Source organism: Solwaraspora sp. WMMA2059, from assembly GCF_027497315.1.
Lineage (GTDB): Bacteria > Actinomycetota > Actinomycetes > Mycobacteriales > Micromonosporaceae > Micromonospora_E.
In genome coordinates this window covers 2,711,996-2,724,969 of the sequence record NZ_CP114908.1, presented here as the reverse complement: position 1 = coordinate 2,724,969, position 12,974 = coordinate 2,711,996, and the positions used below count along the sequence as shown (strand labels likewise).

General features: G+C 71.8%; 10 protein-coding genes. 6 read left to right on the top strand and 4 right to left on the bottom strand.

Annotated features, from left to right (window positions below):
* Positions 1–7: 7 nt before the first annotated feature.
* Positions 8–2,032 (bottom strand): polysaccharide biosynthesis protein, encoded by a 2,025-nt coding sequence (locus tag O7553_RS12620; protein ID WP_281554980.1) that lies wholly within the window; start codon positions 2,030–2,032, stop codon positions 8–10.
* 115 nt (positions 2,033–2,147) lie between these two features.
* Here O7553_RS12620 and O7553_RS12615 point away from each other — a divergent pair, with 115 nt between their 5' ends.
* Complete coding sequence (locus O7553_RS12615) at positions 2,148–3,620, top strand: polysaccharide biosynthesis tyrosine autokinase (protein ID WP_281554979.1); 1,473 nt, start codon at positions 2,148–2,150, stop codon at positions 3,618–3,620.
* On the opposite strand, the gene O7553_RS12610 is transcribed toward O7553_RS12615, so the two are convergent.
* Positions 3,607–4,197 (bottom strand): low molecular weight phosphatase family protein, encoded by a 591-nt coding sequence (locus O7553_RS12610; RefSeq protein WP_281554978.1) that lies wholly within the window; start codon positions 4,195–4,197, stop codon positions 3,607–3,609. The genes O7553_RS12615 and O7553_RS12610 overlap by 14 nt on opposite strands.
* A gap of 129 nt (positions 4,198–4,326) precedes the next feature.
* Between O7553_RS12610 and O7553_RS12605 the strand changes: the two genes are divergently transcribed.
* Genes O7553_RS12605 through O7553_RS12590 form a run of 4 tightly spaced genes read left to right on the top strand, consistent with a single transcriptional unit; the run spans position 4,327 to position 8,717 of the window.
* Complete coding sequence (locus O7553_RS12605; RefSeq protein WP_281554977.1) at positions 4,327–5,481, top strand: aminotransferase class I/II-fold pyridoxal phosphate-dependent enzyme; 1,155 nt, start codon at positions 4,327–4,329, stop codon at positions 5,479–5,481.
* The gene (locus O7553_RS12600) at positions 5,478–6,140 is read left to right on the top strand and encodes a NeuD/PglB/VioB family sugar acetyltransferase (RefSeq protein ID WP_281554976.1); all 663 of its coding nucleotides are present in this window, start codon (positions 5,478–5,480) and stop codon (positions 6,138–6,140) included. The genes O7553_RS12605 and O7553_RS12600 overlap by 4 nt, the downstream gene beginning before the upstream one ends.
* Complete coding sequence (locus O7553_RS12595; RefSeq protein ID WP_281554975.1) at positions 6,137–7,390, top strand: glycosyltransferase family 4 protein; 1,254 nt, start codon at positions 6,137–6,139, stop codon at positions 7,388–7,390. The genes O7553_RS12600 and O7553_RS12595 overlap by 4 nt, the downstream gene beginning before the upstream one ends.
* 58 nt (positions 7,391–7,448) lie before the next feature.
* Positions 7,449–8,717, top strand: a complete 1,269-nt coding sequence (locus tag O7553_RS12590) for a glycosyltransferase (RefSeq protein WP_281554974.1) — start codon at positions 7,449–7,451, stop codon at positions 8,715–8,717.
* A 70-nt stretch (positions 8,718–8,787) separates the two neighbouring features.
* On the opposite strand, the gene O7553_RS12585 is transcribed toward O7553_RS12590, so the two are convergent.
* Positions 8,788–10,050, bottom strand: coding sequence for a nucleotide sugar dehydrogenase (locus O7553_RS12585; protein WP_281554973.1), 1,263 nt, complete (start codon positions 10,048–10,050; stop codon positions 8,788–8,790).
* A gap of 144 nt (positions 10,051–10,194) precedes the next feature.
* Between O7553_RS12585 and O7553_RS12580 the strand changes: the two genes are divergently transcribed.
* Complete coding sequence (locus tag O7553_RS12580) at positions 10,195–11,181, top strand: GNAT family N-acetyltransferase (RefSeq protein WP_281554972.1); 987 nt, start codon at positions 10,195–10,197, stop codon at positions 11,179–11,181.
* 54 nt (positions 11,182–11,235) lie between these two features.
* Here O7553_RS12580 and O7553_RS12575 read toward each other — a convergent pair whose 3' ends face one another.
* A complete protein-coding gene (locus O7553_RS12575; protein WP_281554971.1) occupies positions 11,236–12,927 on the bottom strand; it encodes a hypothetical protein in 1,692 nt (563 codons plus the stop codon).
* Positions 12,928–12,974: the final 47 nt, after the last annotated feature.

Here is a 12,974-nt window from a genome sequence, read left to right as displayed (position 1 = left end):
TGATCGGTCAGGCCGCCCCGGTGGACCCGTTCTGGCTCGCGATCGGTGTGCCGCTCGGGTCGTCCGGGGCCGGGAGACCAGCACCGCCTGCCGGACCGACGGCACCGGTTCGTAGAGCGCCCCGCTGCCGCCGCGCTCCGACCGGCGGCCGGAGCGGCGTGCAGAGCGCGGCAAGGTCGTCGACCAGATCGTCCGGTCGGCCGTACGGGTCGAGCAGGTGCACGTGCACCGGATCCAGCGCCGGCACCGGGACCTGAGAGATCAGGGGGTGCAGCGGCCGACAGTCCGGCTCTCCGGCGCCGAGCAGGTCCTCGTGCAGCTTCTCGCCGGGGCGCAGCCCGGTGTAGATGATCCTGACCGGGTTGTCGTACTGCTCGGCGATGCTGCGGGCGACGTCGGCGATCCGCACCGGTTCGCCCATGTCGAGCACCAGCGACTCGCCGTCGCGGCCGACCGCGGCTGCCTGGATGACCAGTTGCACCGCCTCCTGGATGGTCATGAAGTACCGGGTCACGTCCGGGTCGGTGACGGTGATCGGTTTGCCGGCTGCCGCTTGGGCAAGGAACGTGTGCAGCACCGAGCCGCGGCTGCCGAGTACGTTGCCAAACCGGACACTGAGGAACGTGCCCTGGTTGGTCCCAGCCGCGAAGGCCGTGAGCCGTTCGGTGATCCGCTTGGAGTAACCGAGCACGCTGGTCGGGTCGGCGGCCTTGTCGGTGGAGATGTTGACAAAACGCTCCACACCGGATGCCGCCTCCAACAGGGTCTGAGTGCCCCACACGTTGGTCTTGACGGCCTCACCCGGGTGGCGCTCCAGCAGCGTGAGGTGTTTGAGTGCAGCGGCGTGGAAGACCACTTCGGGGCGACGGGCGCACATGATCTGCCGGATCGTGTCGCTGTCGCGCAGATCGGCGAGGATCAGGTCCGGGCTGTCCAGCAGTGCCCGGCCGCGCAACGACAGTTGTACGGCGTGCAGCGCTGACTCGTCGCGGTCGAGCATCATCAGCTCACCGGGCTGGAACCGCTGAATCTGCCGGCACAGTTCGGAGCCGATCGAGCCGCCGGCCCCGGTGACCAGCACCCGCTTGCCGGTCAGATAGCCGGCGATCGAGTCGAGGTCGGTCTCGATCTGGTGTCGGCCGAGCAGGTCACTGAAGTCGGGGTCGCGCAGGTCGGTGACGGCTGGCTCGTTCTCAAGCAGTTCGCCGACCGACGGGACCACCTTGAACCGGGCACCGGCCTGGTTCGCGAGGTGGCGTACTTCTCGGATCAGCGCAGCGTCGGCGTTGGCGACCGCGGCGACGACAGTGGTGGCACCGGTACGGGCGGCGACGGCCGGGATGTCCTGCCGGCTACCCAGCACCGGCACCCCGCTGAGCCGTAGCTGCCGCTTCGCCGGGTCGTCGTCGAGCAGGCCCACCGGCAGGTACCGCCCGCTCGGCTCGTCCAGCATCGCCCGGAGCAGCGACTGCCCGGCGGCACCGGCACCGAACAGCAGCACCCGCTGGATGTCCCGGCCAGCGGGCCGGCGGCGGCGTTGCCGGTGCAGCCGGCGCAGGTACCGGACGCCGAGCATCTGGACGAGCGCCAGGCAGCCACCGACCAGCGGTGCGCTGGCCGGCACCGGCCGTTGCGGTGCGGCGAGATCGAGCAGCAGCAGCAGGAGCATGGTGGCCAGCACGCACCGGGACACCACCCACACCTCGTCGAAGCTGCCCAGCCGGTACCGGTCCCGGTACAGGTAACTGAGGTGACCGGCCACCGTGTGCAGCACGATCGCGGCCAGCATGACCAGGACCAGACCGTTGAGGTGTGCCCCGGCGAGGGCGAATTCGTAGCGGGTCCAGACGGCGACGACCAGGCCGGCGCACCAGGCGCCGAGGTCCACCAGCCACATCGGTGCGACGGCGCGTTCCCGGTTGCGGCGGGTGGTGATGTCCGCAGGTCGGGTCGATGTCTGCATTCCAGCCCCGTTCAGTCGGCGTACGGGCAACCGCCGGGTACAGCCGGCGGTGCCTGCGGTCTCGTCCATTCGGTGTGGAGACTGCGGTAATGCCACTATTTGACCAGAAAACCTCCTTAGCTAGTGCAGATTGGTACAAGATGGTGCTGACCATGACGGAGCAGTGTTTTTGGAGGCCGTACCGATGGAACTGCGTGACTACTTCGACGCGGTGCGGAAACGATGGCTCTGGGTACTCGCCGCTGTGACCGTCGCGGTCGCCGCCGCCGTGCTGATCAATGTCCGGACCGCCCCGCAGTACGCCACCTCGGTCACCTTCTTCGTCTCCACCTCAAGCAGCCAGGGGGTGACCGACGCATACCAAGGCGGGCTCTTCTCCCAGCAGCGGGTCAAGTCCTACAGCGGACTGCTCACCAGCAGCCGGCTCGCCGAGACCGTGGTCGACCGGCACAGCCTCGGCCTGACCGCCGGTGAGGTGCAGTCGCGGGTCAGCGCGCGGCCGGTTCCCGACACGGTCCTGTTGCAGGCGACGGTGACCGACAGCTCACCGAACCGTTCGGAGCAGATCGCCGAGGCGATCGTCGCCGAGTTCGTCCGCCTGGTCGAGCAGTTGGAGACCTCCCCGGGTGCCGATCAACCGGCGATCAAGGTCGAGGTGATCGCGGGCCCGCTGCTCAATCCGGCGCCGGTCGAGCCGCAACCGGTGCGCAACATCAGCCTGGCGCTGTTCCTCGGGCTGCTCAGCGGGGTCGGCCTAGCGCTGTTGCGCGGGGTGCTCGACAACACCGTACGCACCGTCGATCAGATGCGTGACGTCACTGCGGCCGGGGTGCTCGGCACCATCCCGTTGGACAACGCTGCCCGCCGGGAGCCGTTGATCATCGGCCGGCAGGCGCACTCGCCACGGGCGGAGGCGTTCCGCCAGTTGCGGACCAACCTGCAGTTCGCCGATGTCGACAAGCCGGTGCACAGCCTGGTGGTGACCAGCGCCATGCCCGAGGAAGGCAAGACCACCACCGCGACGAACCTGGCGTTGAGCTTCGCTGAAGCGGGCAGCTCGGTGCTGCTGGTAGAGGCAGATCTGCGCCGCCCTCAGGCGGCCTCCTACCTGAACATGGAGGGTGCGGTCGGGCTGACGAACGTGCTCGCCGGCCAGGCCGAGCTCGACGACGTTCTGCAACCCTGGGGGGCCAGCGGCATGACACTGCTACCCAGTGGCTTCGTTCCGCCGAATCCGAGCGAGCTGCTCGGCTCACAACAGATGGCGGACCTGCTCGCGACGCTGCGCGCCCGCTTCGACGTGGTTATCGTGGACACCGCGCCGCTGGTGCCGGTCACCGACGCGGCGCCGATCGCCGCCCAGGTGGACGGCGTGATCGTGGTGGGACGGTGCGCCAAGACCAGCGAGACGCACCTGCGGGCGGCGGTCGCCGCGCTGCGCGCGGTGGACGCCCGGCTGCTCGGCTGCGTGTTGAACATGACACCGCACCGCGGTGGTGCCTACAACTACTACTACCACGAGCACGGCCGTCGACGTCGGTCCGCGAACGCGGCGGGCCCGACCCGGCAGCGTCAGGCAGTCGCGGAGCCCGACACCACGGCGACCGCCGAGGAGCAGGCAACGGCGGACGTCGGCGTACCGGTCAAGACTTCGTGATGATGTCCAGCAGGATGTCGACGGTCTGGTCGATCTGGCTGGCGCACCCGCGGAAGTCCTCCACCGGCCGCAGCACCGGGTCGGCGAGGTCGTCCTGTTCGGCGGAGACCGGCTGGACCCGGCTACGGGCCGCCGCCGCGGCGGCCACCAGCGACCTGGCCCGGCCCGCGGCGCCGGGCGGCGAGGCCGCCGACGGCAGGGCCGCGGCCTGGGCGAGCCGCCCGAACTGGCGGACGGTGAAGGTGCGGGTCAGCGCGGCCGGGGCCAGCGCGACGCAGTACGCCCGGTGCCGGCGGCTGGCGGTGAGCACCAGGTCCGCCCCGGTCAGCATGGCGGCGTCCACCTGCCGACTGACGAACCCGTCCGGATCGGCCTGGCGTTCCCGCAGGACCTGCTCGGTGTGCGGGTGCATCGGCTGGCCGGTCAGCGCTTCGGTGCCGGCGCTGTCCACGACGACCCCGTCGGAGTCCGTGCCCAGCCGGGTCTGCACGGCGTACCGGGTCAGCCGTTCCGCCAGCGGTGAGCGGCAGATGTTCGCCCGGCAGACGAACAGGATGGTGAACCGATCAGTGGTCATCAACGCCAGCCAATCCGGTGCGTCGGCGACCGGCCGTCGGACTGCGCCGGCCGATCGGTCGTGGCCGCCGACCCGACCACGACCAGGTCAGCCTAGCCCGCGAGCAGGACATTTCGCCGGAGCCGCGCGGTGACCCGGCAGATCTACCTGTCCCCGCCGGACGTCGGCCCGCTCGAGGAGGAGTTCCTGGTTCGGACGCTGCGCTCCGGCTGGGTGGCCCCGTCCGGCCCGGAGGTGGACGCCTTCGAACAGGAGATGGCCCGGCGGGTCGGCGTCCCTCACGCGGTCGCGGTCAACTCGGCGACCGCCGGCCTGCACCTGGCCCTGCTGGCGCTCGGAGTGGGACCGGGACAGGCAGTGGCGGTACCCACCCTGACCTTCGTCGCCACCGCCAACGCCATCGTCTACACCGGCGCCCAGCCGGTCTTCGTCGACTGCGACCCACGGACCGGCAACGTCGATGTCGATCTGCTGGCCGAGGCGCTCACCCGGCGGGAGCACGGTCAGCCGCCGGTACGCGCGGTGGTGCCGGTCGACATGTTCGGCCGCTGCGCCGACTACGACGAGATCGTCCCGTTGTGCGCGGCGTACGGCCTGCCGGTCGTTGAAGACGCGGCGGAGGCGCTCGGCGCCTGCCTGCGCGGTCGTCCCGCCGGCAGCTTCGGCCGGGCCGGGGTCTTCTCCTTCAACGGAAACAAGATCATGACGACCTCGGGGGGCGGGATGGTGGTCACCGACGACGCGGCGATCGCCCACCAGTGCCGCTACCTGGCCAGCCAGGCGCGCCAGCCGGTGGCGCACTACGAACACACCGACATCGGCTACAACTACCGGCTGAGCAATCTGCTCGCCGCGCTGGGCCGGGCGCAGCTGCACCGTCTCGACTCGATGGTCACCCACCGCCGGGAGATCCGTCAGCGGTACGCGAAGACCTTCGCCGGTGTCCCGGGGGTGCGCCTGCTCGGCGACCTCGGTGACGAGGCGGACCTCGGCGGCAACGCCTGGCTCACGGTGATCGTCGTCGACCCGGTCGAGTCCGGCTGGGACGCCGCCGAACTGGGCCGTTACCTGACTGACCGGCGGATCGAGACCCGGCCGGTCTGGAAACCGATGCACCGGCAGCCGGTCTTCGCCGCCGCGCCGCGGCTGCTCACTGGAGCGGCGGACCGGCTCTTCGCGACCGGACTGGCGCTGCCCAGCGGCTCGTCGTTGACCGACGAGCAGATCGGCCGGGTACTCGCGGCGATCGGAGCGTTCCTTGACGGCGACCGGAGCGGCCGATGAGCGTCCAGGACCTGGTGATCGTCGGCTGCGGCGGGCACGGCCGTGAAATGTTCGGCATCGTCGACGCCGTCAACCGGGCCGGTCCGGCACCGGCGTGGCGGGTGGTCGGCTTCGTCGACGACGATCCCAGCCCAGCCAACAAGGAACGCCTCGACCGGCTCGGTGCCGCGCTGCTCGGCGCGGTGAACTGGCTGACCGGGCAGAGCGACCCGCCCGCTTACGTGATCGGGATCGGCCTGCCGGCGTACCGTCGTGCGGTCGGTTGGCGGATCGACGCCGCCCGGCCGGCGGCGGCCCCGCTGGTCGCCGCCACGCTGATCCACCCGAGCGCCACGGTCGGTCCGGACAGCCGGATCGGCGCGGGCTCGGTGCTGTTCGCCGGGGCCAGGGTGACCACCGACGTGACGCTCGGTCGGCACGTGCACATCAACCAGAACGGCGTGGTCGGTCACGACACGACGGTGGCGGACTACGGCTCGGTGGGACCACTGGCGGCCGTTTCCGGATCCTGCGCGTTGGACGAGGCAGTCCTGGTGGGGACGACTGCGGCGATCCTGCAGGGCCGTCGCGTCGGTGCCGGGGCGACGGTCGGCGCTGGGGCGTGCGTGGTACGTGATGTGCCGCCCGGCGCGGTGGTCAAGGGGGTGCCCGCGCGATGAAGGTCCGTTGGTGGCCGTGGCGGGTGTCGCCGGTGTCGAGGGAGGCGTCGGGCATGCGGGTGGTCGTGATGCTGAAAACGGCCGAGGGCGGCCGGTGGATCGTGCCCCAGGTCGAGGAGCTGTGCCGGCGTGGCAACGAGGTCATCGTGGTGCTGCCCGCCGGCCCGGGCCGGTTACGCGAACAGTTGCGCCGGGCCGGGGTACCGATGGTCGACTCGCCGTTCCAGTTCCGGTTCCGCCCGACGCCGACGACGGCCGCGCAGCTGTGGTCGCTGCGTCGGCTGCTGCGTCGGCTGCGCCCCGACGTGGTGCACTACCACCACTATCACGCGGCGCTGGCGGTCCGGCTGAGCCTGTCCGGGCTCGACATGGTCAGGATCTTCATGGTGCCCGGCCCGCTCTTTCTGGAGTCGACGCCGATCCGCACCGCGGAGCGCTTCCTGGCCCGGCTGGACGATCTCGTCATCGCCGGCAGCGCGCACACCGCCGACCGGTACCGGTCCCTGGGCCGTCGTGCCGACGCGCTGGCGGTGGTGCCGTACGGCGTGGACACCCGGCTGTTCCGCCCGGCGGACGCCGCCACCCGGGCCGCCGCACGTCGGCGGCTGGGTCTACCCGCCGACGTCTTCGTGGTAGTCATGGTGGCGTACGTGTACGCGCCGAAGGCGATGGTGCACCGGGGGACCGGCATCAAAGGGCACGACGTCCTGCTGGCGGCGTGGCGGTCGTTCACCCGCGACTGTCCCCGCTCCCGCCTGATCCTGGTGGGTGGGGGCTGGGACGCGGCCGGTGAGGAGCACCGGCGGGAGCTGATGCGACGGTTCGACGTGGCGGCCGATCCGACCGTCGACTGGTTCGCCGGCGTCATCGACGTGCGGCAGTACTACGCAGCGGCGGACGTCAGCGTCAGCCCGTCGCGCTCGGAGAACCACGGCGCGGCGCTGGAAGCCGGGGCCTGCGGGGTGCCCTCCGTCGTGTCCGACGCCGGCGGCCTGCCGGAGACAGTCAACGGGGACAGCGGCTGGGTGGCCCCGACCGGTGACGTCGAGGCGCTCGCAGCCGCGCTGCGCGGCGCACACGCGGAGTTCCGGTCCGGTCGGCTCGCCCGGCGTTCGCTGGCCGCACGGGAACACATCGAGCAGCGGTTCGACAGCGGTGACTGCGCCCGGGCGGTGGCCGACCTCATCGAGACGACCGGCGGGCGCCAGCCGGCGCCACGCCGTCGGCCGGCCGCCGCGCCGGTCGGCTGATCTGCGCGGATCGCTGTCGCCGGCCGCCGTGCCGGCACCTGACTCTGACTACCGGCTGATGGGGAGTACAGTGGAGAACTCGTTGGGTTCCGCGATGGGCACCGTCGCGGTCAGTACCCAGACTCGGTTCCAACGCACACCGGACGGCGCCGTGTGGACGGTGAACGGGCCGGCGCACGCCTTCTGGACCCGGTACCTGTCGGCCTTCGACCGGGTCCGACTGCTCGCCGAGGTCACCGAGGAACCGCAACCGCCGTCCGGCGCATCCCGGGTGGACGGCGCGGGGGTGGAGGTCTGGCCGCTGCCGTACCGGCGCGGACCGCTCGGCCTGCCGCCGGGCCGTGCAGGGCTGCGCCGGTCGTTGCGGTACGGGGTCGACGACGTCGATGCCGTCATCCTGCGCAGCCCGTCACCGGCCGCCGGCCTGCTCGTACCGATCCTGCGTCGTTGGCACCGTGGCTACGCGGTTGAGGTCGTCGCAGACCCGCAGGACATGTTCGACGGTCCGGTGACGATCGACCCGGTGCGCCGCTGGCGCGTGCACCGGGCGGCGCGCCAGCTGCGGGAGCAGTGTCGGGACGCCACCGCCGTGGCCTACACCACCGGCACCGGCACATCGCTGCGGCTGCGCTGTCCGCCCGGGCCGAACACCGTCGCCACCGACTACCCGGACGTCGACCTGCGGGCCGACGCGTTCGTCTGCGAGCCCCGTGAACCGTCGGCGCCCGGCGGCCCGGTGACGCTGATCTCGGCCGGGACGCTCGACCACTCCCGGCACGGCGTCGACGTCGTCCTTGCGGCGATGCGTCGGCTGGCTGACGACGGCGTCTTGGCGGACCTGGTGTACCTGGGCGACGGCCGGTCCCGGCCGCGGCTAGAACACCGCGCGGCCCGGCTGGGACTGACCGACCGGCTCGTCATCGCCGGTGACCGTCCCGCCACCGAGATCCGGTCCTGGTTGGACGCCGCCGACGTGTTCGTGTCGCCGGGTTCCGCCGGTGTGCACTCTCCGGTAGTGGTCGAGGCGATGGCCCGGGGCCTGCCGGTGGTCGCCGTCGGGGCGGTGGGCCCGCCGGACCTGATCGAGGCGGACTGTCTGGTCACCACCGGCGGTCCGGCGGCGCTGGCCGAGGCGGTCCGGCGGCTGCTGACCCGGCCGCAGCGGATGGTCGAGGTGGCGGCGGCCGGTCTGGTCCGGTCCCGCGCCTACCGCACCGAGCTCGTGGCACCCCGACGGGCGATGTTCTACCGTGCCGTCCGGATGGCCGGTCGCCCGACGCCGGTGGCACCGGCAGCCCGGGGGCGGGAACACGCCCCGACGAGCTGACCGCGTCAGCGCCCCGCCGCCTACTTGCCGCGTCAGCGATCCCGCTGCCCAGGTAGGCGGCGGGGACGGGTCACAGCAGTTCCGTGCCGGCGGTGGCGGCCAGCCTCCGGCGGGTGTCCAGCACCAGTGGCGCAGCACTGAGCAGGGAGTAGTCGATGCCGTCGTGGTCGGTCAGCACGACCACCGCGTCAGCGGCTTCGACCTGGTCGACGGTGAGCGGCACCGCCTGTACGAAGGCCGGCATCTGCTCCGGGCGCAGGTGTGGGTCGACGACGTGCAACTGGGCGCCGGCCAGGTGCAGCAGTTCGGCGACGCGGACCGCCGGGGACTCGCGACAGTCGCCACTGTTGCGCTTGTACGCCAGCCCGATGAGCAGCACCCGCGCGCCCCGTAGCGCCCGACTGCGCCGGTTCATCGCGCTGGTCAACCGTTCCACGACGTACATCGGCATGTAGTTGTTCACGTCGTTGGCGAGTTCGACGAACCGGAAGTTGCGGCCGAGGGTCCGCTTGACCTCCCAGGACAGGTAGGACGGGTCCACGGGCAGGCAGTGCCCACCCACGCCCGGGCCGGGGGTGAACCGCAGGAAGCCGAACGGCTTGGTGCTGGCGGCGTCGATCGCGTCCCAGATGTCGATGCCGAGCATGTGGGCGTACACCGCCAGCTCATTGACCAGGGCGATGTTGACGTGTCGGAAGGTGTTCTCCAGCAGTTTGGTGGTCTCGGCCTCCCGGGTGCCGGTGACCGGCACGGTCCGGTCCACCAGACCGTCGTAGAACGCTCGCACCGACCGCAACGACTCGGGGGTGATCCCGGAGACCACCTTCGGGGTGTTGACGAAGTTCCATTCGTGGTTGCCCGGGTCGATGCGCTCCGGGCTGTACCCGAGGTGGAAGTCGAGCCCGGCCTGCAGACCGCTGCCCTTCTCCAACAGCGGCCGGAGAAACTCGTCGGTGGTGCCCGGGTAGGTCGTTGACTCCAGGATCACGGTCGCGCCGGGAGTGAGCTGCTCGGCGAGCGAGCGGGCCGCCTGCTCGATGTAGCGCAGGTCGGGTGCGCCGTCACGCAACGGCGTCGGCACGGTGATCACCGCGGTGTCGAATCCCGCTGCGGCGGCGTAGTCGGTGGTCGCGGTGTAGCGGCCGCTGCCCAACGCGGCGTGTAGCTCGGCGTCGGTGACATCCTGGACGTACGAGGTGCCCGCGCGCAGCATCCGGATCCGCTCGGTGTCGGTGTCCAGACCGACCACCCGGTGCCCGACCTCTACGGCGCGCATCGCCACGGGCAAGCCGACGTACCCCTGACCGACGATCACCACCGGTGCGTTCGCCATGTCTCCCACTTTCCGGATGAAAGCCCGATAACCGGCATAGGTATTTTAAGCACCGTAACCGTCTATCATGTGCCCGAATCTGGTTTGTCAGGTCTGCTGAAAAATCGTTCGTGCCGGTGTGGCGGCCTGCCAGACAATCGCCGGATGACAGCGACCACCGAGGCTCCGTCACTTCCTGCTGGGTACACCCAGCGGCCCGCCGGGCCCGATGATGCATCCACCGTCTTCCAGCTGATCGCCACCTGCAACACCGCGGTCATCGGCCGGCCCGACTACACCCTTGACGAGGTCGCCGACGAACTCGCCGACCCGGACTTCGACCCGACGCGGGACGGTTGGCTGGTGCGCGACCCGGGTGGCGTGGCGGTCGGCTGGGGTTGGGCGTGCCGCAAGGGGAGCAGCGACAACATCGACGTCGAGGCCTACCACCTCGACTCCGAACCGGTGGTCGGCGACTGGCTCTGGCACCGTGCCCAACGCCGCGCCGTCGCGATCGCCGCCGAACTGGGCCACTCCCGGGCCGTGCTGGACGTCGGCTGCTACCGGGAGGACACCGCGACGGCCGGCCGACTGGCCAACTTCGGCTTCTCGGTGGCGACCGTGTACAACCGGCTGTTCGTCCCGCACGATCCGGCGAGCCCGAGGGCCGACCCCGGGGCACCCGAGGGTGTGCGGATCAGCAGCACCGGTGACGATCCCGAGGCCCGTCACCAGGCATGGACCGTGCACCAGGCCGCCTTCGCCGACCACTTCGGTTTCGTGGCCAAGGCCTACCCCGACTGGGTCAGGCAGCTCGAGTCACACAGTGACCACGACTGGTCGCTGGGCGAGGTCGCGTACCTGGACGGCGTCCCGGCCGCGATGGTGCTACGGTCGCATGCCTTCGTGGCCGACGAGCAGAGCGGCTACGTACGGCTACTCGCGGTCCGACCTCAATGGCAGGGGCGTGGCCTGGGTCGTCTGCTGCTTCGCCGGGCGTTCGCCGCCGACGCCGCCGACCGGCGGCGGGGCACATTCCTGCACGTCGACACCGACCCCCGCCGGCCGGCGCTGCGCCTGTACCTCGCCGAGGGCATGCGGCCGGTCCAGATCATCGATGCCTGGCGACGGACCGTCCCGGTGACGCCCTGACCCAGTGAGGTGCCCGACCCGACAGACTGGACGGCGATGACAAGCCGGACCGGCTCACCGCTCGGCCGCGAGCCCGGCCACCGTCCGCCGGATAACCTGCTCGAACAGCTCCCCGTCGACGACGGCCAGTGACGCGGTCATCGACACCACGATCAGCGTGGTGTCGACCTGTACGACAGCCAGCGCGGTCGTCGCCGTGACCCGTCCGGCACCGCGGCCCAGCGTCCGGACCACGTCCATCCGCCAGACGCGGTCGCCGATGGCCGGTGCCACGCGGGGCAGCGACTGTACCCGTAGTCCGGACCGTCCGTCGGTGAACTCCCGACAGGCCGCACCGGCCCGTTCGACCGCGGCGAAGACCATCTCCACCGGCCTTGCCGAGGACATCGCGTCCGGCCGGTACGACACGACGTCGATCTGCAGGGTGCTCCGGCCGAGCCCAGCGCCGCCGGGTGCGGCCCGCGTCGCGTAGCGCGCCACGCCCCGGCCGGTCCGTCCAGCGGCGGCGCGGCGCAGATAGTCGTCAACGATCGACGGCTGGCAGCCGGCCGGTCGACTCCCCGCCGGTGGCGGTGCCGGAAGCGGATCCGCCCGCCACGCCGGGCCGAGCACGGGCTCGACGGCCCGGGCGGCCCGGTTCGCCGCAGCCGTGTCGATCGGAACCGGACCGGCGCTTCTCGGCGTGTCCGGAGCCCGGTGGGCGTGGTCCGGGTCGGGCCCGCCGCGCGGGCCGGATCCGCTGTCCGGGACGGTGGGCGACGGCCGGATCAGCAGCGGCGCGGCGAGGTCCGGCGCGGCCGCGGTGCCCACCGGAAAGGCGAGCAGCCCGGCGACGACTCCGGCCAACGTCGCCGGGACGGCCGCCGCGCCGGGCGAACCGGTCCGCCCGGCGGTCAGCACCGGCAGCAGACCGGCCAGGACCAGCAGGGCGGGTGCCAGTGCAGCACCGGCGACCAGCTGATCTCCAACGGCCGGTGCCAGGTGCCACAGGACGGACGCCCCGGCTTGGCCCCCCGCACCGGCGATCACCCCGGCGGCTGGCACGGCGTACCAGGTTACCGTCCGGGCACCACCCGGTCCGCAGCGTAGTCCGACGGTCAGGCTGGCGACGGCGACGGCCAGCAGCAGCACGCGGCTCATCGACCCGGCAGGCGTGCCCTGCCCCGGGCCGGTGCACGCGGCACCGGCGGCCAGCGCGGCGCTCGCCGAGGCCAGTAGCCACGGCCAGCCGCGCAGCACGGCGCGGCGAGCGCTCTGGCCCGAGGCGATCCGGTCCAGCTCGGCGCGCACGAGCGGGTCGAACACCACCGGAACCAACGGCAGTCGGGCCGCCGCCGCCGGTAGCACGACCGCCGGCCGCTGGCCTGGACCGGCGGTGCTGTCCGTCCTGCGGCCGCCGATACGCAACCGGGGTCGGTCGGAACCGACCAACCGGTGCTGCCGGCAGAGTTCCTCGAAGCGCGCCTCGGCCATCGGATGGGCCGGGGGCAGCCGGGCGATCCGGCGTTGGGCGCACACCGTCGTGACCAGCGTCCCGGCCAGCCCACTGCCGAGCGCGATCGCTGCCCCGGAGGCCATCAGGGCACCGACGGCCCAGGTCGCCTCGGTCAGGCACATCGCCTGGTCGCCGGCGGAGGGCGGGCAACGGGTCAGCACGTCCAGGTACGCCAGCCCGATGGGACGGTATGCCAGGGCCAGTATCCCGCCGGTTGCCGCACCGAGCGCGGCGAGTGCGACCGCGACCACCAGCAGGGGCCATGTCCTGCCACACCTGGGCGTCATGCCGACAGACC

Bases quoted from the DNA above. Each gene is read 5' to 3' on its own strand.
- O7553_RS12620 (WP_281554980.1), bottom strand. From the start codon at position 2,032: ATGGACGAGACCGCAGGCACCGCCGGCTGTACCCGGCGGTTGCCCGTA.
- O7553_RS12615 (WP_281554979.1), top strand. From the start codon at position 2,148: ATGGAACTGCGTGACTACTTCGACGCGGTGCGGAAACGATGGCTCTGG.
- O7553_RS12610 (WP_281554978.1), bottom strand. From the start codon at position 4,197: ATGACCACTGATCGGTTCACCATCCTGTTCGTCTGCCGGGCGAACATC.
- O7553_RS12600 (WP_281554976.1), top strand. From the start codon at position 5,478: ATGAGCGTCCAGGACCTGGTGATCGTCGGCTGCGGCGGGCACGGCCGT.
- O7553_RS12595 (WP_281554975.1), top strand. From the start codon at position 6,137: ATGAAGGTCCGTTGGTGGCCGTGGCGGGTGTCGCCGGTGTCGAGGGAG.
- O7553_RS12590 (WP_281554974.1), top strand. From the start codon at position 7,449: ATGGGGAGTACAGTGGAGAACTCGTTGGGTTCCGCGATGGGCACCGTC.
- O7553_RS12585 (WP_281554973.1), bottom strand. From the start codon at position 10,050: ATGGCGAACGCACCGGTGGTGATCGTCGGTCAGGGGTACGTCGGCTTG.
- O7553_RS12580 (WP_281554972.1), top strand. From the start codon at position 10,195: ATGACAGCGACCACCGAGGCTCCGTCACTTCCTGCTGGGTACACCCAG.